This window comes from Variovorax sp. Varisp53 (genome assembly GCF_059491555.1).
This window is the reverse complement of sequence record NZ_CP168512.1, coordinates 4,243,356-4,263,836: the sequence shown is the minus strand read 5'-3', so window position 1 is coordinate 4,263,836 and position 20,481 is coordinate 4,243,356. Positions and strand designations below refer to the sequence as shown.

Annotated in this window: 17 protein-coding genes, 7 tRNA genes and 1 pseudogene; 15 read left to right on the top strand and 10 right to left on the bottom strand. The window is 65.8% G+C overall.

Features of this window, described 5'->3' with window-relative positions; all coding sequences use genetic code 11:
* Positions 1-154: 154 nt before the first annotated feature.
* Together ACEOAB_RS19945 and ACEOAB_RS19940 are read right to left on the bottom strand one after the other, a co-directional pair.
* Positions 155-376, bottom strand: a complete 222-nt coding sequence (locus tag ACEOAB_RS19945; protein ID WP_007835573.1) for a DUF1059 domain-containing protein — start codon at positions 374-376, stop codon at positions 155-157.
* Between the two features lie 19 nt (positions 377-395).
* A complete protein-coding gene (locus ACEOAB_RS19940; protein ID WP_413747924.1) occupies positions 396-1,457 on the bottom strand; it encodes a class I SAM-dependent methyltransferase in 1,062 nt (353 codons plus the stop codon).
* 144 nt (positions 1,458-1,601) lie between these two features.
* Between ACEOAB_RS19940 and ACEOAB_RS19935 the strand changes: the two genes are divergently transcribed.
* Both ACEOAB_RS19935 and ACEOAB_RS19930 read left to right on the top strand, forming a co-directional pair.
* Complete coding sequence (locus ACEOAB_RS19935) at positions 1,602-2,090, top strand: helix-turn-helix transcriptional regulator (protein WP_413747925.1); 489 nt, start codon at positions 1,602-1,604, stop codon at positions 2,088-2,090.
* An 87-nt stretch (positions 2,091-2,177) separates the two neighbouring features.
* On the top strand, positions 2,178-3,380 hold the full coding sequence (locus ACEOAB_RS19930) for a DUF2252 domain-containing protein (RefSeq protein WP_413747926.1): 1,203 nt from the start codon (positions 2,178-2,180) through the stop codon (positions 3,378-3,380).
* A 10-nt stretch (positions 3,381-3,390) separates the two neighbouring features.
* Here ACEOAB_RS19930 and ACEOAB_RS19925 read toward each other — a convergent pair whose 3' ends face one another.
* Positions 3,391-3,912: an Lrp/AsnC family transcriptional regulator gene (locus ACEOAB_RS19925; RefSeq protein ID WP_056589728.1), complete on the bottom strand. Its 522-nt coding sequence runs from the start codon at positions 3,910-3,912 to the stop codon at positions 3,391-3,393.
* Between the two features lie 92 nt (positions 3,913-4,004).
* Here ACEOAB_RS19925 and ACEOAB_RS19920 point away from each other — a divergent pair, with 92 nt between their 5' ends.
* From ACEOAB_RS19920 to ACEOAB_RS19880, 9 genes are all read left to right on the top strand, one after another.
* Positions 4,005-7,613 carry an indolepyruvate ferredoxin oxidoreductase family protein gene (locus ACEOAB_RS19920; RefSeq protein WP_413747927.1) on the top strand — a complete coding sequence of 1,203 codons (3,609 nt, stop codon included), beginning with the start codon at positions 4,005-4,007 and terminating at the stop codon, positions 7,611-7,613.
* Between the two features lie 132 nt (positions 7,614-7,745).
* Positions 7,746-7,955 carry a hypothetical protein gene (locus ACEOAB_RS19915; protein WP_157610012.1) on the top strand — a complete coding sequence of 70 codons (210 nt, stop codon included), beginning with the start codon at positions 7,746-7,748 and terminating at the stop codon, positions 7,953-7,955.
* A gap of 205 nt (positions 7,956-8,160) precedes the next feature.
* A tRNA-Leu gene (locus ACEOAB_RS19910) sits at positions 8,161-8,237 on the top strand.
* 20 nt (positions 8,238-8,257) lie between these two features.
* A tRNA-Pro gene (locus ACEOAB_RS19905) sits at positions 8,258-8,335 on the top strand.
* Between the two features lie 16 nt (positions 8,336-8,351).
* Positions 8,352-8,427: transfer RNA gene (locus tag ACEOAB_RS19900), tRNA-Trp, on the top strand.
* A 19-nt stretch (positions 8,428-8,446) separates the two neighbouring features.
* Positions 8,447-8,522 (top strand) — tRNA-Asp (locus tag ACEOAB_RS19895).
* 139 nt (positions 8,523-8,661) lie between these two features.
* Positions 8,662-8,735 (top strand) — tRNA-Cys (locus ACEOAB_RS19890).
* A gap of 27 nt (positions 8,736-8,762) precedes the next feature.
* Positions 8,763-8,839 (top strand) — tRNA-Asn (locus tag ACEOAB_RS19885).
* A 35-nt stretch (positions 8,840-8,874) separates the two neighbouring features.
* On the top strand, positions 8,875-9,591 hold the full coding sequence (locus ACEOAB_RS19880) for an SIR2 family NAD-dependent protein deacylase (protein ID WP_056589735.1): 717 nt from the start codon (positions 8,875-8,877) through the stop codon (positions 9,589-9,591).
* Positions 9,592-9,697: 106 nt separating this feature from the next.
* Here ACEOAB_RS19880 and ACEOAB_RS19875 read toward each other — a convergent pair.
* The 6 genes and pseudogenes from ACEOAB_RS19875 to ACEOAB_RS19850 all read right to left on the bottom strand — a co-directional run bounded on the left by ACEOAB_RS19875 (position 9,698) and on the right by ACEOAB_RS19850 (position 16,302).
* Positions 9,698-9,773, bottom strand: a tRNA-Thr gene (locus tag ACEOAB_RS19875).
* Positions 9,774-9,798: 25 nt separating this feature from the next.
* Entirely contained in the window at positions 9,799-10,809 is a 1,011-nt protein-coding gene (locus tag ACEOAB_RS19870; protein ID WP_056589738.1) for a class 1 fructose-bisphosphatase, read from the bottom strand.
* A 26-nt stretch (positions 10,810-10,835) separates the two neighbouring features.
* Positions 10,836-13,513: pseudogene (gene pepN, locus ACEOAB_RS19865) on the bottom strand (aminopeptidase N).
* Complete coding sequence (locus ACEOAB_RS19860) at positions 13,500-14,171, bottom strand: HAD family hydrolase (protein ID WP_056589745.1); 672 nt, start codon at positions 14,169-14,171, stop codon at positions 13,500-13,502. The pseudogene pepN and the gene ACEOAB_RS19860 overlap by 14 nt, the downstream one beginning before the upstream one ends.
* Positions 14,171-15,275 (bottom strand): peptide chain release factor 2 gene (gene prfB, locus ACEOAB_RS19855; protein ID WP_413747929.1). Its coding sequence is split into 2 segments (ribosomal slippage): positions 14,171-15,193 and positions 15,195-15,275, totalling 1,104 coding nucleotides; the frame shifts between segments, so codons are not numbered across the junction. Before prfB ends, ACEOAB_RS19860 begins: the two co-directional genes overlap by 1 nt.
* A 214-nt stretch (positions 15,276-15,489) precedes the next feature.
* Positions 15,490-16,302 (bottom strand): MetQ/NlpA family ABC transporter substrate-binding protein, encoded by an 813-nt coding sequence (locus ACEOAB_RS19850; RefSeq protein WP_413747930.1) that lies wholly within the window; start codon positions 16,300-16,302, stop codon positions 15,490-15,492.
* Positions 16,303-16,538: 236 nt separating this feature from the next.
* Here ACEOAB_RS19850 and ACEOAB_RS19845 point away from each other — a divergent pair, with 236 nt between their 5' ends.
* From ACEOAB_RS19845 to ACEOAB_RS19830, 4 genes are read left to right on the top strand one after another with little or no spacing between them, the layout of a single operon-like run.
* Complete coding sequence (locus tag ACEOAB_RS19845) at positions 16,539-17,411, top strand: methionine ABC transporter ATP-binding protein (RefSeq protein ID WP_413747931.1); 873 nt, start codon at positions 16,539-16,541, stop codon at positions 17,409-17,411.
* On the top strand, positions 17,404-18,066 hold the full coding sequence (locus tag ACEOAB_RS19840) for a methionine ABC transporter permease (RefSeq protein WP_007835547.1): 663 nt from the start codon (positions 17,404-17,406) through the stop codon (positions 18,064-18,066). Before ACEOAB_RS19845 ends, ACEOAB_RS19840 begins: the two co-directional genes overlap by 8 nt.
* 33 nt (positions 18,067-18,099) lie before the next feature.
* Positions 18,100-18,927 (top strand): MetQ/NlpA family ABC transporter substrate-binding protein, encoded by an 828-nt coding sequence (locus ACEOAB_RS19835; protein ID WP_413747932.1) that lies wholly within the window; start codon positions 18,100-18,102, stop codon positions 18,925-18,927.
* A gap of 25 nt (positions 18,928-18,952) precedes the next feature.
* The gene (locus tag ACEOAB_RS19830; protein WP_056589758.1) at positions 18,953-19,303 is read left to right on the top strand and encodes a cupin domain-containing protein; all 351 of its coding nucleotides are present in this window, start codon (positions 18,953-18,955) and stop codon (positions 19,301-19,303) included.
* 197 nt (positions 19,304-19,500) lie between these two features.
* On the opposite strand, the gene ACEOAB_RS19825 is transcribed toward ACEOAB_RS19830, so the two are convergent.
* Positions 19,501-20,430 (bottom strand): alpha/beta fold hydrolase, encoded by a 930-nt coding sequence (locus ACEOAB_RS19825; RefSeq protein WP_056589761.1) that lies wholly within the window; start codon positions 20,428-20,430, stop codon positions 19,501-19,503.
* Positions 20,431-20,481: the final 51 nt, after the last annotated feature.

The following is a 20,481-nucleotide window of genomic DNA, read 5'->3' as shown; positions in this document are numbered from 1 at the left end:
GGCAGCGAACCATAGCGCGACTTCGGAAAGCGCGCTCGGCGGGCAAGGCAGCACTCAAGCGGGCTGCTCGGATTTCATCGGCGGGTGCTCATTGCAAGCACCCGAAGGTATTCATCGCCGTGCGAAACGGCGCTCGGGTCCGCGCAGGATCGTCTCAGGCGGGAGCCTTCTGTGCGGGCGCTTGCACCGGCGGCGTGCCGGTCTTGAACATGCTCGCCAGTTGCTTGCGCAATTCGGGCGTGTCGGTGTGGCCGTGGACGGCCACGGCGTGCTGGACGGCGGCATCGAGCAGTTCGCTCTCGCTGTCTGCGGACAGCGCGACACTGCAGTTCATCGTGCTCGGATACTCGCGGCAGTCGATGTATTGGCGTGACATGGCAGCTCCTGGAATGTCCTCACGGACGTGCTTCGAAAATCAGGTTGAATGGCGTCTCGCTGGCGCGGCGGAAATGCGTGAATCCGCCTTGCGTGACGACGTCGCGCAGGCGCGCCTCGCCCGCCTGCGCACCGAGGCAAAGACCCACCTCCTGCGAGCGCGAGGCCGGCGTGCAGATGAAGTTCGACGCTGAATAGAACACGCGCCCCACGGGGTTGATGTTGTCCTCCAGCCGGTCGTTGGCGAACGGCTCCACGAGCATCCACGTGCCCTGCGGCTTGAGGCTTCGCCGCACGTGCGCCGCTGCGCCGACGGGGTCGCCCATGTCGTGCAGGCAGTCGAAGAACGCAACCAGGTCGTAGTCTTCGCCGGGAAAGTCCTTCGCGCTCGCGACCTCGAAGCGCAGGCGCTTCGCATCGTCGATGCCGGCCTTGCGCGCCGTTTCGCGCGCGCGTTCGATCGAAGGTGCGTGGTAGTCGAAGCCGACGAAGCTGGACTCCGGATAGGCCTGCGCCATCAGCAGCGTCGATGCACCGTGCCCGCAGCCAACGTCGGCCACGCGCGCGCCGCGCTCCAGCAGCGGGCCGACACCTTCGAGCGCCGGAATCCACTGGCTCACCAGGTTGGCCGCATAGCCGGGCCGGAAGAAACGCTCGGTGCCGTTGAAGAGGGCGGGGTCGTGTTCGTGCCAGCCGATGCCCAGGCCCGTGCGCATGGCCTGGACCATCTTGGGAATAGCCTTGAACTGCGCCACGGCGATCTGGAAGGCGCCGGGTACGAAGGCCGGGCTGCCTTCCTCCGCGAGCGCGAAGGCCTGCTCCTCGGACAGCGAGAACAACTCGCCCTTCGGTTCGTACTGCACATAGCCGCTGGCGGCCTGTGCCGAGAGCCATTCGCGCAGGTAGCGCGGGTCGGTCTGGGTGCGGCGGGCCAGCGCCTCGGCGGTGGCGGGGCCTTCGGCCAGCGCCTTGTACAGGCCCAACTGGTCGCCTACGACGATGGTGGCTGCGTGCATCACGGCACCGATGTCATGGACGAAGTTACCCATGAACGCGTTAAGCCGTGTTTCGTCGATAGCCATGTGTATCCCCTTCGCCCGCCGTCGGCATACGCGGCGCTTGCCTGCCTATACTGAGTCGGCGGCAAGGGCCTGCGAGCATCCTGCGTCTCGATGCATGCAGGCGCCATACGCAGCAATGCGTATGTGCCGTGAAAGGGGCATGCCATGACGCACCTGACGCGCAACGACTGCGCAAGCGCACTTCGCCTGCTGGAGCAGCTGGAGTCCGGGCATTCGCCCGTGCGGCATCGCGAGGCCGGCAGCAATGGCTTGCGCACGACCCTGCACGTCGCCAAGGCACCGGGCCGGCGCGAATTTCGCCAAGCCGAACTGCAGGCCGACTACTGCCGGCGCGTGGGGCTGGAGCATGCGGTGGCGGTGGCCTTGCTATACCGGCTGGCCCACCGCACCGAGCCGCCGTTGCCCGATGGGCCGGCCATGAACGCACCGCCCCCCGGCCTCACGCCCCGCGAGGGCGAGGTCATGCAGTGGCTCTCGCGCGGCAAGACCGACGCCGAGATCGCCGCCCTGCTGGCGATCAGCCCGCGCACCGTGCACAAGCACCTGGAGCACGTCTACGTGAAGCTGGGCGTCGAGACGCGCACGGCGGCCGTGCTGCGCTCGCTCGGCATGGGCAGGCCCGACATGCCCTGAAAAAAGCGCGCCCGGCAGGCAAAGCCGGGTATCGGCACGCGTTGGCCGAGAATCTGCCGCTCATTCAAGCGGGAAACGAACAACGCCATGCTGAACGTCGCCAAGATCATCCGCAACTTCAACGCCGGGCGCGACCCCGAGCGCCTGGTGATGAAGTACGCCAATCTGCGCGCCAATCCCTTCGTCTTCCTGCGCGGCACCTGCCACCTGTTCTACGACCGCCTGCCGGCCGATGCGCTGTTCACCAAGGCGCCAGCGGCCTGGCTGTGCGGCGATGCCCATCTGGAGAACTTCGGCAGCTACAAGGGCGACAACCGGCTCGCCTACTTCGATCTCAACGACTTCGACGAGTCGGCACTGGCGCCTGTGACGTGGGAACTGGTGCGCTTCCTGTCGAGCATCCTGGTGGCCGGCGGCAGCCTGCGCGCCACCCCCGACGATTCGAACGCGCTGTGCAAGGTGTTTCTCCAAGGCTATGCCGATGCATTGGCGCTCGGCAAAGCCCGTTGGGTGGAGCGCGACACCGCCAGCGGCCTCATTCATGAACTGCTCGCGACGCTCAAGGCCCGCACGCGCGCCGCCTTTCTCGACAAACGCACCGAACGGAAGAACGGCGGCCGGCGCATTCGCCGCGACGGCGAGCACGCGCTGCGAGCTGACAAGGACGGGCGCGACCGGGCGGCCAGGCTGATCGACGCATTCGCGGCGTCGCAGGACAACCCGGGCTTCTTCAGGGTGCTCGACGTGGCGCGGCGCATCGCCGGCACCGGCAGCCTGGGAATGGAGCGCTACGTCGTCCTGGTCGAAGGCAAGGGCTCGCCCGACGGCAACTACCTGCTCGACCTGAAGCAGGCAACGTCGTCGTCGCTCGTGCCGCACCTGAAGATCAGGCAGCCCGCGTGGCCATCGCAGGCGCATCGCGTGGTGGCAATCCAGCGCCGCATGCAGGCTGTGTCGATGGCCTTCCTGCACCCGATCGTCGATGGCAACTCTTCCTATGTGCTGCGCGACTTGCAGCCCAGCGAGGACCGGGTGAGCCTCGACGTGCGCCGCACCGGACTGGGCCAGGTCAGCGGCGTGATCGAAGAGATGGGGCAACTCATGGCCTGGGCGCACCTGCGCAGTTCGGGGCGCCAGGGCTCGGCCATCGCAGACGCGCTGATCGACTTCGGCACCTCGGCCAAGTCGTGGCGCCGCGACCTGCTGGACGCTGCGCACCAGTGCGCAACGCAAGTCGAGAGCGACTGGAAGGCCTACTGCCAGGCTCATGACGCGGGGAAGATGGCGTAGCCATGCAGCCCTAGCTTCGCCGCGGCCCAGCGGCGCGTGCCTTGCCAGGCAGCAGGTGGTCGAGCGGCAGCGCTGTCTCCGACTTGATCTCGCGCAGCACGATGCTCGAGCGCACGTGCGTCACGCCGGGCAGGCTGAACAGCACCTCGTGCAGGAAGCGTTCGTAGTGCTTCATGTCCGGCACGGTCACGTTGAGGATGTAGTCCGCCGGTCCGGTGGCCGACACGCAGCGGATGATCTGCGGGCTCGCGGCCACGGCCTCCTCGAAGCGCTGCACCATCGCCTCGCTATGGCGGTCGAGGTTCACCTCGGCCACGGCCGACACGTGCAGGCCCACCAGTTCGGGGTCGACCAGCGCCGTGTAGCCGCGGATGACGCCGGCCGCCTCCATGTCCTTGATGCGCTTCCAGCAGGGCGTGGGCGACAGGCCTACGGTCTCTGAAATCTGCTGCACCGTCTGGCGGCCGTCATGCTGCAGTGCAGAAAGAATCTTGAGGCAATGCTCGTCAAGAGAAAGAGAATCGACGTTCATGGCGAACTCCGAGAAGATTATTCTTCAAACAAGGGTTGGCGCCAGTGTATTGAAGAAGCACTTCCGCGGGGCATCGCAGAACAATTCCGGGCATGAACGCCCCACACAACGCGACCGCACTCAGGCGGCCCGGCTACCAGCTCTCCGACAACCTCTGGGCCCCGTCGGGCTCGGTCTTCCTCACCGGCACGCAGGCACTGATCCGCGTGCTGGTGATGCAGGGCCGACGCGATGTGCAGCGCGGCCTGCACACGCAGGGCTTCGTCAGCGGCTACCGCGGCTCGCCGCTGGGGATGGTCGACCTGGCGATCTGGAAGGCCGGCGAACGGTTCAAGGAAACGGGCATCCGCTTCGTGCCGGCCGTCAATGAAGAGCTGGCGGCCACGCAGGTGCTGGGCACGCAGCGCGTCGAGTCCGACCCCGAGCGCACCGTCGAAGGCGTGTTCGCCATGTGGTACGGCAAGGGCCCGGGCGTGGACCGCGCGGGCGATGCGCTCAAGCACGGCAACGCGTACGGCTCGTCGCCGCATGGCGGCGTGCTGGTGGTGGCGGGCGACGACCACGGCTGCGTGTCGTCGTCGATGCCGCACCAGAGCGACCACGCCTTCATGGCCTGGCGCATGCCGGTGATGCAGCCCTCGTGCATCGCCGAGTACCTGGAGTTCGGCCTGTACGGCTACGAGCTGTCGCGCTACTCAGGGGCGTGGGTCGGCATGGCGGCGCTGTCGGAGGTGGTCGAAAGCGCGGGCACCGTGGACCTGGACGTGGTCAACGCGCGCGTCGAGGCCTGGGAAGACGCCGACACCGTGCGCGCCGCCACCGGCCATCGCGCGCCAGCGGACGGTCTGCACTACCGCTGGCCCGACCTGCCTTCGCTGCGCATCGAGTCGCGGCTCGAAGACAAGCTCGCGGCCGTGGCCGCATTCACCAAGCGCAACAGCATCGACCGCTACGTCATCGTGAGCGAGCACGCGAAGGTGGGCATCGTCACCTGCGGCAAGGCGCATCACGACTTGATGGAGGTGCTGCGCCGGCTCGAACTGTCGCCGGAGCAACTGGCCCGCGCCGGTGTGCGGCTCTACAAGATCGGCCTGAGCTTTCCGGTGGAGCAGACGCGCATCAAGGCCTTTGCGCAGGGGCTCGAAGAAATCCTCGTCGTCGAGGAGAAGGGCGCGGTCGTCGAGACGCAGCTGCGCGACATCTTCTACAACGCACCGGCCAATGCGCGGCCCCTGCTCGTGGGCAAGCACGACCGCGAAGGCCAGCCGCTGGTGTCGGCGCTCGGCGAACTGCGCCCGTCGCGGCTCATCGAGCTGGTCGCGCACTGGCTGGCCGTGCACTTCCCCGACAACCACGACCTGGGCGACCACCTGCAGCACGTGCGCGACTTCACGCCGCCCGAGCTGCTCGGCAACGCGAGCGACGCCGTCAAGCGCGTGCCGTACTTCTGCGCCGGCTGCCCGCACAACACCAGCACCAAGGTGCCCGAAGGCTCGACTGCGCGCGCCGGCATCGGCTGCCACTTCATGGCCAACTGGATGGACCGCAGCACGGCAGGGCTGATCCAGATGGGCGGGGAGGGCGTCGACTGGATCTCGCACGCCATGTTCACGAAGACGCCGCACGTGTTCCAGAACCTGGGCGACGGCACCTACTACCACTCGGGCTATCTCGCGATCCGGCAGGCCGTGGCGGCCAAGGCGACGCTCACCTACAAGATCCTGTTCAACGACGCGGTGGCGATGACCGGTGGCCAGCCTGTCGACGGCGCGATCAGCGTGGACGCCATCGCGCGGCAGGTCGAGTCCGAAGGCGTGAGCAAAGTCGTCGTCGTCAGCGATGCCATCGGCAAGTACGACGACATCAAGGACCGCTTTCCCAAAGGCACCGAGTTCCACGACCGCGCCGCGCTCGACGACGTGCAGCGCCGCCTGCGCGAAATGGCCGGCGTGACCGTGCTCATCTACGAACAGACCTGCGCGGCCGAGAAGCGCCGCCGCCGCAAGAAGGGCGAGCTGGCCGATCCGCCCAAGCGCCTGTTTATCAACGAAGCCGTGTGCGAAGGCTGCGGCGACTGCGCCGTGCAGAGCAACTGCGTGGCCGTGCTGCCGCACGAAACGCCGATGGGCCGCAAGCGCAAGATCGACCAGACCAGCTGCAACAAGGACTATTCCTGCGCCAAAGGCTTCTGCCCCAGCTTCGTGGGCGTGACAGGCGGCAAGCTGCGCCGCAAGAGCGGCGCGCTGGCCGCTGGGCGCGACGCCTTCCTGCATCGCGTGGCCGCACTGCCGCACCCCGCAGAGCATGTGTGGGCCGCGCCGTACGACCTGCTCGTGACCGGCGTGGGCGGCACCGGCGTGGTGACCGTCGGCTCGGTGATCGCGATGGCCGCGCACCTCGAAGCCAAGGCCGCGAGCGTGCTCGACTTCATGGGCTTCGCGCAGAAAGGCGGCTCGGTGCTGAGCTTCGTGCGGCTGGCCGATTCGCGCGAGCGGCTGCACCAGGTGCGCATCGACACGCAGCAGGCCGACGCCATCCTCGCCTGCGACGTGGTGGTCGGCGCGTCGGCCGATGCGCTGCAGACCGTGCGGCACGGACGCACGCGCGTGCTGGCGAACATCCACGAGATTCCGGTGGCCGAGTCGCTGCGCAACCCCGATGCCGATCTGCATGTGGACCTGCTGCTGGAGAAGATGCGCTTCGTCGCCGGAGAGGAGCAGGTCGAGACCTTCGACGCGCAAAGCCTCGCGGAAGAATTCCTCGGCGACACGCTGGCGGCGAACATCGTGGCGGCGGGCTATGCATGGCAGCGCGGCTTGGTGCCGCTGAGCCTTGAGGCGCTGATGCATGCGATCGAGCTGAACGGCGTGGCCGTGGCGGCCAATCAATCGGCGTTCTCGCTGGGGCGGCTCGCGGCGGGCGACCCTGCGGCGCTCGACCAGTTGCGCGCAGCGCCCACGGACGCACACGCTTCGCAGGCCGACGAGCGCCCGCTCGACGTGCTGATCGCCGATGCACGCCGCCACCTGACGGGCTACCAGAACGCCGCGTGGGCAGACCGTTTCGAGGCGCGCATCCGCAGCCTGCGTGCGCGCGAGGCTGCACTGGCGGGCGGCGATGCGAGCCTGCCTTTCACGCGCAACGCGGCGCGCAGCCTGCTCAAGCTCATGAGCTACAAGGACGAGTACGAGGTGGCGCGGCTCTACACCGACGGCGAGTTCGTGAAGAAGCTGTCGGAGCAGTTCGAAGGCGACCTGAAGCTCGAATTCCACATGGCGCCCCCGCTGGTCTCGCGCGCCGCGAACGGGCATGCGCCCGCCAAGATCCGCATCGGCGGCTGGATGCTGCCCGCCATGCGCTGGCTGGCGCAGGGCAAGCGGTTGCGCGGCACGGCGTTCGATCCGTTCGGCCGCACCGGCGAGCGGCGTACGGAGCGCGAGCTGATCGCGCATTTCGACGGGCTGTTCGATGCGATGGCCGGCGAACTCTCGGCCGGCAACCAGGCAACGGCCGCGCGCATCGCGGCACTGCCGCTGTCGATTCGCGGCTTCGGCCACGTCAAGCTCGCGAACCTCGAAGCCGCGAAGGTGCAGGAGGCGGAGCTGCTGCACCGGTTTGCACCGGCGCACTATGCGAAGCCGGAGCGTGCGCCGGGGGCAGGGCAGATTCGGGGGATTGCGATCGTGGCTGGTGCGCGATAGTGGCTGCCTTGATGAGCTTGTCGCGTGGGCTGTGTGGCCACCACGGGACTTCAAAAAAAGTCGATCAAAGTTGTTGACGATTGTGTAAAGACTATTTACAGTCCAATCCACTCAACGCCAACAGGACATATCGTGAAAGCCGCACAGATCCGCATCTACAGCACCTGCCCCGCATCGGGCAATGTGTTCGTGCGTGTCGCGTCGCGTGACGGCCTTGGCTTTGGTCTGCTGCCGTCGTTGCAGCAACTCGATCAATACCCGTACCCCATGCAAGAGCCGCAGGCCAATCTGTGGCCGAGCGATTGCAAGGATCAGGTGCAACCGGGTGGAGGATGCGTGTAGACGCAGACCTCCCAAGCTCTCTCAAGCAGAGGCCCGGACACCGCAAGGTTCCGGGTCTCTTTGTTTTTGCCTCACTCAATCTTTTCAGGCAGCGATCGTGCTGCATGACATCGGGCTCCAGCCCCGTGAACGCTCTTTAAAAATTCGCAAGCAACGAGGCGAGACCGGCCACTGGAACGGATCGTCGCCTCACATCACCTATTCAGCCCTGGTGACGAAACTGGCAAACGTGTCCGCCTTAGAAGCGGAATTCTGGGAGTTCGAGTCTCCCCCGGGGCACCAATTTTCTCGAACAGATTTCTCTGGGTGTAGTGTCAATCTGGTAGACGGCCTGCCTTGGAAGCAGGAGGCTGCAGGTTCAAATCCTGCCACTCAGACCATCTATTTTTTCTCTTCGCGTGTGTAGCTCAATTGGCAGAGCACTGGACTCCAAACCCAACGGTTGAAGGTTCGACTCCTTCCGCGCGCGCCAGTCACTCTTTTTCTTCCTCGTTCCGCTAACTCAGTGGCCAGAGTGCCTCCCTGTCCAGGAGGAAGCCAGGGGTTCGACTCCCCTGCGGAACGCCATTCATCAACTCGTCTCTTCGCGGATCGTGAGCAGCACTGGCGACTGCAGCGGGCTGTAACCCCGCCTCCTTTGGAATACTTCGTTCGACTCGAAGACGATCCACCATCTTCTTCCCTCCACAAATCAGCAGCAGTTTTCGGCGCGGTAGCAAAGCGGCTGTGCAGCGGATTGCAAATCCGTCCAGACCGGTTCGACTCCGGTCCGCGCCTCCATTCACATCACATTCTTCAATCCATTTTTCCCCGATAGCTCAGCTGGTAGATGCGGCGCACTGTTAATGCGCAGGTCACACGTTCGATCCGTGTTCGGGGAGCCAATAATTCAACAGCAAAGCCAAAGGAGTGCCGAAGCATGAAATCCCGGGTCCAGCCGAACAAGATCGTCGTGCTCTCGGGCTCCGGCGTGAGCGCCGAGAGCGGCCTGCCCACGTTCCGCGATGCCAAGGGCTTGTGGAACAGCTACTCGTGGCAGGAGCTCGCAAGCCCGGACGGCTGGCAGCGGCACCCGGAGGCGGTGCTTGCCTTCTACAACGAGCGGCGTGAGAAGGCATGGCAGGCACAGCCGAATGCCGCGCACATCGCGATCGCCTCACTCGAGCCAGCGTATGAGGTGGTGATCGTCACGCAGAACGTCGACGCCTTGCACGAGCGCGCGGGCTCGCGCAACGTGCTGCATCTGCACGGGCAACTCGCGTATGCGCGCGGAACGCCCGAGTCCGACCCGAAGCGCTATCGCATCGACAGCGATCCCATCGCAATGGGTCAGCTGTGCGAAGACGGCACGCAACTGCGGCCCGACATCGTCTGGTTTGGCGAAGCCGTGCAGCACTTCGAGGAAGCCGAAGAGCACGTGGCCACCGCAGCGCGCGTGCTGGTGGTGGGCACGTCGCTCACGGTCCATCCGGCTGCATCTCTTGTTCGATACGCGGACCGCACCGCGCAGAAGGTGCTGGTTGCGCTCGACATGGAAGAGGTGCCGCATGGCTTCACTTTCCTGCAGGGCAGGGCGACGGAGGTCGTGCCTGCGCTGGCCCTGAAATGGTTGAGCGAGGTGTCGGCGGCTTCGTAGCTGAACTCGACGCGGCAAACCAAAAGGCCCGCCATCGTTCGATGGCGGGCCAAATTCCGCATAACGAAAAAGCCCGCTACCTTTTTGGATAGCGGGCTTTTAGTTTTGGTGCCGGAGAGATGAATCGAACACCCGACCTTCTCATTACGAATGAGCTGCTCTACCGACTGAGCTACACCGGCGAAGCCTCAGATTATAGCCAAGAAATCAAGGCTTCTCGGCGTGGTACTGCGTCAACCGCTCAACTTCGTTACGCGAACCCAACATCACGCTCACCCGCTCATGCAGTTTCGTGGGCTGCAGGTCCAGGATGCGCTGCTTGCCGTTGGTCGCGGCGCCGCCGGCCTGCTCGACCAGCCAGCTCATGGGGTTGGCCTCGTACATCAGGCGCAGCTTGCCGGCCTTTTCGGGCTCGCGCTTGTCCCACGGGTACATGAAGACGCCGCCGCGCATCAGGATGCGGTGCACGTCGGCCACCATGCTGGCGATCCAGCGCATGTTGAAGTCCTTGCCGCGCGGGCCTTCCTTGCCGGCCAGGCATTCGTCGATGTAGCGCTTCATGGGCTCGTCCCAGTGGCGCATGTTGCTCATGTTGATCGCGAATTCCTTGGTGTCGGCCGGAATCTGGATGTCTTCCTGCGTCAGCACGAAGCTGCCTTGCTCGCGGTCGAGGGTGAACATGGCCACGCCGTTGCCCACGGTCAGCACCAGCGTCGTCTGCGGGCCGTAGATGCAGTAGCCGGCGGCCACCTGCTGGGTGCCGGGCTGCAGAAAGTCGCTTTCCTGCACGCCGGGGTGGTCGTCGGGCTTCTTCAGCACGCTGAAGATGGTGCCGATGCTGACGTTCACGTCGATGTTGCTGCTGCCGTCGAGCGGGTCGAACATGAGCAGGTATTCGCCCTGCGGGTAGCGGTTGGGCACCACGTAGATGCTGTCCATTTCCTCGCTGGCCATGGCCGCGAGGTGGCCGCCCCATTCGTTGGCCTCGATGAGCACTTCGTTGGCGATGATGTCCAGCTTCTTCTGGATCTCGCCCTGCACGTTCTCGCTCTCGGCGGTGCCGAGCACGCCGCCCAGCGCGCCCTTGTTGACGGCCTGGCTGATGCTCTTGCAGGCGCGCGCGACCACTTCGAGCAGCAGGCGCAGCTGGCCGGGGATGAGGCCGTCGGCGCGTTGTTGTTCGACGAGGTAGCGGGTGAGGGAAATCTTTTGAGCCATGTGTTTTCCGGGTTCGGGTTTCTTCTTCAGTTGCCTGCGAGAGCGCGGGTCACCACTTCATGTGTGTCCTTGCTCAGGTCGGGCTTGGAGGCCACGCGGGCGATGGCTTCGCGCGCGGCGCTGCGGTACGGTTCGGCCAGCTTGCTCCAACGATCGAGCGCACGCGCGAGGCGGGCGGCGACCTGGGGGTTGATGGCGTCGAGCTCGATCACGCGCTCGCTCCAGAACACGTAGCCGGCCGCGTCGGGGCGGTGGAAGGCGCCGGGGTTGGCGCTGCAATAACTGAAGATCACGCTGCGCGCGCGGTTCGGGTTCTTCAGCGAGAAGTCGGGGTGCTTCATCAGCTGCTTCACCAGCGGCAGGATGTCGCCGCCGCGGTCGCTGGCGCCGGCCTGCAGCGAGAACCACTTGTCGATGACCAGCGCCTCGTCCTTGAAGATGGCGTGGAAGCGCGCGAGCGCCTGCGCCGCCAGCGTGTGGCCCGACGACACCAGCGCGTTGAGCGCGTTGAAGCGGTCGGTCATGTTGCCCGCGTCCTTGAAGCGCTGCAGCGTCTTGCCCGGCCACACGGCGTCGCCCGAGGCGCGCGCCGCCAGGCACAAAAAGTTGAGCGCCATGCCGGCCAGCGCGCGGCGGCCCGACGAGGTCGGGTCGGGGCTGTAGGCGCCGGTGTCGTGGTGCTCTTCATAGGCCCACTGCCAGTCGGCGAAGAGGGCGGTGGCCAGCTGGGCGCGCATGGCTTCGCGTACGAGGTGCACACGCTGCGGGTCGACCACGTCGAGCTGCTCGGCGATGTAGGTTTCCGACGGCAGCGTGAGCACCAGTTCCTTGAAGGCGGCGTCGAGCTGCGGGTTGCGCAGCACGCTGCGCATGGCGTCGATGTACGCGTCGTTCAGTACCGGCGTGGTGTCGGTGGCCAGCGCTGCAGGGCATTGCCGCGCTGGCCGGCTTCCCAGCGATTGAACGGGTCGGGGTCGTTGGCCAGCAGGGTGAGCAGTTGGGCGTCGGTGTACTCGAAGTCGAGGATCACCGGCGCGCTGAAGCCGCGCAGGATGGAAGGCACGGGCTCGGCGTCGAGGCCGGTGAAGGTGATCTGCTCGCCGGCGCGCGACAGCACCACGGTGCGCGTGCCCTGCGTCGCTTCGCTCTCGCCTTCGAGCTGCAGCGGCAGTTCGCGGCCGCTGCTCGCGTCGAGCAGGCCCACGTTCAGCGGAATGACGAAGGGCTCCTTGGTCGGCTGGCCCGGCGTGGGTGGGCAGCTCTGCACCACGCTCAGGGTGTAGCTGCGGTTCTGCGCGTCGTACACGCCGTGGGCCGCGAGGCGCGGCGTGCCGGCCTGGCTGTACCAGCGCTTGAACTGGGGCAGCAGGCGGGCCAGTTCCGAGTCGGGGTTGGCGTCGGCAATGGCCTGCGCAAAGTCGTCGCAGGTCACGGCCTGGCCGTCATGGCGCTCGAAGTAGAGCGTGATGCCGCGCTCGAAGCCCTTGCGGCCGACCAGCGTCTGCATCATGCGCACCACCTCGGCACCCTTCTCGTAGATGGTGACGGTGTAGAAGTTGCTGATCTCGATGTAGCTGTCGGGCCGCACCGGGTGGGCCATGGGGCCGGCATCCTCGGGGAACTGGGCGGTGCGCAGCACGCGCACGTCTTCGATGCGCTTGACGGCGCGGGCCGATGCATCGGCGCACAGGTCCTGGCTGAATTCCTGGTCGCGGAAGACGGTGAGGCCTTCCTTCAGCGAGAGCTGGAACCAGTCGCGGCAGGTCACGCGGTCGCCGGTCCAGTTGTGGAAGTACTCGTGGCCGACCACGCTCTCGATGTTGCTGTAGTCGGCGTCGGTGGCGGTGGCCTGGTTGGCCAGAACGTACTTCGTGTTGAAGATGTTCAGGCCCTTGTTCTCCATGGCGCCCATGTTGAAGTCGCTGGTGGCGACGATCATGAAGCGGTCGAGGTCCAGCGGCAGGCCGAAGCGGGCTTCGTCCCATAGCACCGAGTTGATGAGCGAGTTCATCGCGTGCTCGGTCTTGTCGAGGTCGCCGGCGCGCACGTACACCTGCAGCAGGTGTTCCTTGCCGCTGCGCGCCTTGATGCGCTGCTCGCGTGCCACCAGCTTGCCGGCCACCAGGGCGAACAGGTAGCTGGGCTTCTTGAAGGGGTCGACCCACTTCGCGAAGTGGCGGCCTTCGGGCAGTTCGCCCTGCTCGACGAGGTTGCCGTTCGACAGCAGCACCGGGTAGGCAGCCTTGGCGGCGCGCAGCGTCACGGTGTACATCGCCATCACGTCCGGACGGTCGAGGAAGTAGGTGATGCGGCGGAAGCCCTCGGCCTCGCACTGCGTGAAGAAGGTGTCTTCGCTCACGAACAGGCCCATCAGCTTGGTGTTCTTGATGGGGCAGCAGGTGGTGAAGATTTCGAGCTCGAATGCGTCGGGCAGGCCATCGATGACGAGCTGGTCGCCCTCCATGCGGAACGACGCGCCCTGGCCATTGACGAGCACGCGCGCCAGGTTCAGTTCGTCGCCGTGCAGGCGCAGCGGTTCCAGCGGCACCTCGGGGTTGCGGCGCATCTGCATGCGGTTGAGCACGCGGGTCTTGGCGGGGTCGAGGTCGAAGGTGAGGTCGACGGTGTCGATCCAGTAGGCCGGAGCGGCATAGTCTTCGCGGCGAATGGCAATCGGTTGCCCTTGAGCGTCACGCAACATCATCGAGTGTCTCCAGAAAATTCGAATGGGCGAGTTCGTCGTAGTCGCGAACCGCGGCAATCACATGGGGGCCGGCAAGCTCGGCGGCGGTATGGGTGCTGCATACGGCCACGGCACGCATACCGCCGCGGCGGGCGGCTTCGATGCCGAAGGGCGCGTCTTCAAAAACGATGCAGCGTTCGGGCGCAACGCCGATGCGGCGTGCAGCTTCGAGAAAAATGGCGGGTGTGGGCTTGCCGCTGAAGCCTTCGTCGCCGCCCACTATGGCCAGCGGCAACGGATCCATCTTCAGGCGCGACATGGCGAACTCGATGTTGTGCCTGTCGCCGGCCGTGCCGACCGCCACCTTCAGCCCGCGCGCGACGGCCGCCTTGGCGAAGGCGGAGAAGCCCGCCACTTCGGCGAAGTTGTCGCTGAACATGGCGCGGTAGATTTCTTCCTTCTCGTGCACCAGCACCTGGCACTCGGCGTCGGAGAGGTCGCGCTCGAACAGCTCGCGCATGCACTCGGTGCCGGTGCGGCCCGTGGTGCGCGCGAGGATGTCGCTCACGTCGAGCTTCAGCCCGTGGCGCGCCACGAACTCCACCCACGACCGCGCATGCCAGGGCATGGAGTCGATCATGGTGCCGTCCATGTCGAAGATCAGCGCTTCGACCTTCATCAGACGCCTTGCTTCAGAGAGGCTTCGATGAACACGTCGAGATCGCCGTCCAGCACCTTCTGCGTGGCCGACACTTCGACGTTGGTGCGCAGGTCCTTGATGCGGCTGTTGTCCAGCACGTAGCTGCGGATCTGGTGGCCCCAGCCCACGTCGGTCTTGCTGTCCTCGAGCTTCTGCTGCTCTTCCTGGCGCTTGCGCATCTCGTGGTCGTACAGGCGCGAGCGCAGGCGCTTCCACGCCACGTCGCGGTTGCTGTGCTGGCTGCGGCCGTCCTGGCACTGCACCACGATACCGGTCGGGATGTGCGTCAGCCGCACGGCCGAGTCGGTCTTGTTGATGTGCTGGCCGCCGGCGCCGCTGGCGCGGAAGGTGTCGGTGCGCACGTCGGAAGGGTTGATCTCGATCTCGATGGAGTCGTCGATCTCCGGGTACACGAAGATGCTGGCGAAGCTGGTGTGGCGACCGCCCGACGAGTCGAAGGGCGACTTGCGCACCAGGCGGTGCACGCCGGTCTCGGTGCGCAGCAGGCCGAAGGCGTAGTCGCCCTCGACCTTGATGGTCGCGCCCTTGATGCCGGCGGTGTCGCCGGGCGTTTCGTCTTCGATCTGCGTCTTGAAGCCCTTGCGCTCGGCGTACTTCAGGTACTGGCGCAGCAGCATGCTGGCCCAGTCGCAGGCCTCGGTGCCGCCGGCGCCGGCCTGGATGTCGACGAAGGCGTTGAGCGGGTCGGCCGGGTTGTTGAACATCCGGCGGAATTCGAGCTGCTTGATGTCGGCTTCGAGCGTGGCGGCGTCATCGGCAATGGCCTGCAGGCCGTCAATGTCGCCTTCTTCCTTCGACATCTCGTAGAGCTCGGTGTTGTCCGAGAGCCCGTTGGTGAGCCGGTCGAGCGTGACGACCACGTCGTCGAGCGACTTCTTTTCCTTGCCCAGTTCCTGGGCCTTCTTCGGGTCGTTCCAGACGTTCGGGTCTTCGAGCGATGCGTTGACTGTCCTCAGTCGTTCAGCTTTGGCATCGTAGTCAAAGATACCTCCGTAAATCGACCGTACGGACGCTCAGGTCCGCGAGCATTGCGCCGATTTGGTTGATCTGTTCTGCGTCCATGGGGTGTCCTGACTGTGAGGGTTGGTGTTCGGGGGAACCCGACATTTTCTCACGCTCCGAAAACCCGCCCTGCCGAGGCCCTGTATTGCTCCTTCCCCCTCTGGGGGAAGGCTGGGATGGGGGCGGCTCCCGCATTCGGCGCGGCTCAGGTTCGAGCGCCGCCGTACCCCCACCCCAGCCCTCCCCCAGCGGGGGAGGGGGAAATACCCCGAAATCAGAACGCGGGGATCAGCGAACCCTTGAACTGCGTCTCGATGAAGCTCTTCACCTCCGGCGACTGGTACGCCGCCACGAGGCGCTTGGCCCAGGGCTTGTCCTTGTCGGCGCGGCGCACGGCGATCAGGTTGGCGTACGGGCTCTTGGCGGCTTCCTTGATGACGGCGTCCTTGTTCAGCGACAGGCCGGCCTTCTCGGCGTAGTCGTTGTTGATGGCGGCGATGGTCAGGTCGTCGAGCGAACGCGGCAGCTGGGCTGCGTCGAGCGCCACCAGCTTCAGCTTTTTCGGGTTGGTCACCACGTCGAGCGGCGTGGCGGTGTTGTTCTTCACCGCCTCGGGCTTCAGCGTGATGAGGCCGGCGGTCTGCAGCAGCAACAGCGCGCGGTTGCCGTTCGACGGATCGTTCTGAATGCCGACCGCCGCCCCATCGGGCAGCTGGTCGATCGATTTGATCTTGCGCGAGTAGAAGCCCAGAGGCGCGGTGATGGTCAGGCCCACCGGCACGATGTCGAAGCCGCGCGCCTTGTTCTGGTTGTCGAGGAAGGGCAGGTGCTGGAAGGCGTTGGCGTCGAGGTCGCCCGAGGCCAGCGCCGCATTGGGCAGCTGGTAGTCGTTGAACACCACGACCTGGATGTTCAGGCCGTCCTTGGCGGCGACCTTCTTGACCACCTCGAAGATCTGCTCGCCGTTGCCGACGGAGACGCCGACCTTGAGCGTGTTCTTGTCCTGCGCGAAGGCGGTATTGCCGGCGAGGAGGGTGGCGGCGAGCGCGGCCAGGGCGAGGGTGCGGCGGCGGAAAGTGCTGTGCATGTCGTTGTGCGAAATCAAAAAATGAAGGCGCGAATGTGGCATTGCGGACGCCGTTTGGAAACGAACCAATGCGCATATCTATATGGCGCATTGGTTTACACGTTCGTGCCCTTATGTGTTCTGAGGCATAAGCAAGCGCCGATTTGTTCGTTCCCTTTCGTTGCCTTTCTTTTCATACTCGACACCTTTTCGCGAACCTCCGCGACCTGCGCGCTGCGCGGGCCGCGCTTTTCTCCATGACCCAACCCACGCCTGACTCGGGCCGCGACATTCACGCGGCGCCAGTCATCCGTCTTCAATCGGTGCAGAAGTCCTTCGCCTTGCCCAACGGCGAGGTGTTCGACGCCGTGCAATCGCTGTCGCTCGACATCCAGCAGGGCGACGTGTTCGGCCTGATCGGCAAGAGCGGCGCCGGCAAGTCCACGCTGCTGCGCCTCATCAACCTGCTGGAGCGGCCCGACGCGGGCAAGGTGCTTGTCGGCGGGCGCGACCTCACCACGCTCTCGCGCCGCGAACTGCGCGACACGCGCCAGAACATCGGCATGATCTTCCAGCAGTTCAACCTGCTGCAGAACGCCACGGTGTTCGACAACGTGGCCTTCCCACTGAAGATTCACGGCCGCCACTCGAAGGCCGAGATCGATGCCCGTGTGCGCGAGTGCCTGGCCCTGGTCGGCCTGGCCGAGAAGATCGACACCTACCCGGCCCAGCTCTCCGGCGGCCAGAAGCAGCGCGTGGCCATTGCCCGCGCGCTGGCGCCGCGCCCGCAGGTGCTGCTGTGCGACGAGCCCACCTCGGCGCTCGACTCCGAAACCACGCGCTCGCTGCTCGAAACGCTGCGCGAGATCAACCAGAAGATCGGCGTGACCATCGTGATCGTCACGCACGAGCTGTCGGTGGTCGAAGTGCTGTGCCGCAACGTGGCCATTCTCGAGAAGGGCCGGCTCGTGGAGCAGTTCGCGGTCGATGCACCGAGCGAAGAGCGCAAGACCGCACTGGGTCGCGAGATCGACGAGCTGGTGCGTCGCCGCGAACGCGAGGCGCGCCTGCCGGTCGAGCCGCGTCCGGCTTCGGTACAGCGCAACGTGCTGGAGGCGGCCTATGTTTGAGAACATCGCCCCCATCCTCCCCGAGCTGTGGGTCGCCACCGGCCAGACCTTCATGATGCTGGCCATCGGCCTCTCGGCCGCGGTGCTCATCGGCGGGCCGCTCGGCATCCTGCTGTTCCTGCTGGGCCCCGGCCAGTCGCTGGAGAACAAGCCCGCGTTCCTGGTGCTCAACTGGCTCGTGAACACGGTGCGTTCGTTCCCATTCATCATCCTGCTGGTGGCCTTGGTGCCGTTCACGCGGGTGATTGCGGGCACGTCGATCGGGCCGCTGGCAGCAGCGGTGCCGCTGTCGTTTGCGGCCATTCCCTACCTGGCGCGGCTGGTCGACCAGTGCCTGCGCGAAGTGCCGCGCGGCGTGATCGAGGCGGCGCATGCCATGGGCGCGACCGAGCTGCAGATCGTCTGGCGCGTGCTGCTGGTCGAGGCCCGCTCGGGCCTGGTGCTGGCGCTGACCGTGCTGGCCGTGAGCTTTCTCTCGTACTCGGCCGTGGCCGGCGTGGTGGGCGGCGGCGGCATCGGCGACCTGGCCATCCGCTACGGCTACTACCGTTTCCAGACCGACGTGATGGTGCTCACCGTGGCGCTGCTCGTGGTGCTGGTACAGATCCTGCAATTCGTGGGCAACACCACGGCAAGCAGGCTCGACAAGCGTTGATTCCTTCTTTTTCCCCCTAGCTCTCCCTTTCCCATGAAGACCGTATTCCTGCGTCGTTCCGTTCTCGCCCTGTCCCTGGCTGCCGTCTCGCTCGGCGGCCTCTCGCTGCAGGCCCACGCGCAAGACCCCGCCAAGAAGAACCTCGTGATCGGCGGCACCGCCGGCTCCAACGCCGACCAGCTCAAGGCCGGCATCGTGCCCATCCTCGAGAAGAAGGGCTACAAGGTGAAGCTGGTCGAGTTCAACGACTACGTGCAGCCCAACCTCGCGCTGGCCCAGGGTTCGCTCGACGCCAATTTCTTCCAGCATCAGGTCTACCTGAAGAAGTTCGCGGCCGACCAGAAGCTCGACCTGGCCGAACTGGTGCAGGGCCCGATCGCGCCGATGGGCGTGTATTCGACCAAGCGCAAGACGCTGGCCGACGTGAAGGAAGGCGACCGCGTGACGCTGCCGAACGACCCGAGCAACCTGGCCCGAGCGCTCGTGCTGCTGGAGCAGAACAAGCTGATCACGCTCAAGCCCGGCATCGACGCGTTGCGCTCGACGGAAAAGGACGTGGCCGAGAACCCGAAGAAGCTGAAGTTCATTCCGCTCGACGCCGCGCAACTGCCGCGTTCGCTGGGCGACACCGAGTACGCCATCGTCAACGGCAATTTCGCGATCTCGTCGGGCCTGAAGCTCACCGAGGCCGTGGTGCTGGAAAAAACGCCGGACTACTACCTGAATGTGGTGGCCGTGAAGACCGCCGACAAGAACACCCAGTGGGCCAAGGACATCGCCGAGGCCTACCGCTCGAAGGAGTTCAAGGCGGTGGTCGACAGCAAGTTCCAGGGCTATGCCAAGCCCAGCTTCCTGCAGTAACTTCGCAGACAACAAAGGACGCCCCATGCCCGTGCTCGCCGTATTCGATGCCCAAGGAAGCTGGCGCGACACGCATGTGTGCGACGGCTGGATCACCGAGCACCTGGCCGGGCAGGGCGTGAGTTGGGGGCGTGGCAAGAAGAAGGGGCAGCGCGTGCTGGAGAGCGCTGGGCTGTTTTATGTGCCGACCGCCGACGGCTACCTGGGGCTGCTTGTCGAGGCCGGCGAATGGGTGTCGGTGCCGGACGGCAAGCCGCATTTCTTCGATGCGGGCGAGGTTGAGTCGTTCGACGCCTTGCCTGCTTCGTTGCCGCTCTTCGAGGCTTTCGTCGAAGAAGTTCTCTCGCTGACGGGCAACGACGCAGACGAAGAGTAAAGAGCGGGTGCTCCTGTTCAGGGCGCGTGCACAGGGCACGCTGCTGGTGTGCGGCCGATCGACAAGTGCTCTGAACGATCACGACGGCGGGGTGCCTTGCGCAGCGAAATAAAGGAGGAGGCCGCAGGCCGGGGGACATTCGCGGAGCAAGGTACCCCGTCGGCGTGAGCGCGCCCTGAACAGCGCCCCCCGTCCCCTCAGGATGCCAGGAACGCTTCGATCATCCGCGCCACGCGCTGCGGCTGGTCGTGGTGCAGCATGTGGCCCGCGTCTTCGAGGCGCTCGATGCGGCTGTTGCCGACCGACTTCAGCCGCTCGTGGAATTCTTCTAGCGTGTAGCGGTTCTTCCACCAGCCTTGCAGGCTGTCGTCCGCGGCCTCGACCATCAGCAGCGGCGCGGTGATGCGCGCATACAGCGCCAGCGTTTCGTCGACCCGGAAGATGTGGGCGTTGACGATCTTGTGGGCCGCCTCGCCGAGGATCTGCCAGCGTTCGCTGCCATCGGGCTGCGCCTGGTTGGCCGACCAGTGGCTGGCGAGCCACTGGGCCTTGTCGGGCGTGAGGCGCGGGTTGGTCTTCATGAGGCGGCGCGCCACGCCGTCCACGGCCGAGTAGCCGGCCAGCGCCATTTCGCCGCGGTGCAGGCGCTTGAGCTCGTCGATCCACTGGCCGTAGCGCGCGGGGGCTTCCTCGGGCTTGCGCGCGGGCATGCCGAAGCCTTCGAGGTTGACGAGGCGGCGGATGCGCTGAGGCCGCACACCGGCATAGTGCATGACGACGTTGCCGCCCATGCTGTGGCCGACGAGGTCGACCTGCCGTGCGTTGTCGCCCTCGCCAGCGTAGTGGTCGAGCAGCCATTCGAGGTCGGCCAGGTAGTCGGCGAGCCAGTAGTTGTCGACGCCGCCGCCGTCGGTCAGGCCGAAGCCGCGCCAGTCGGGAGCGATGATGAAGCGGTCCTGCTCCATTGCATCGACCACGAACTGCCACGACGCCGCCACGTCCATCCAGCCATGCACCAGCACCAGCGGCGGTCGCGCATCGGAGGGCTGGCCCCAGAGGCGCACGTGGTAGCTGAGGTTGCGCACGGGCACGAATTCGCTGCGGGAGGGGCGGAGGACTTGGTACATGGGCGCCGATGATAAGGAGGCCTTTGTGATGACGCAGTCCGGCGCACGACA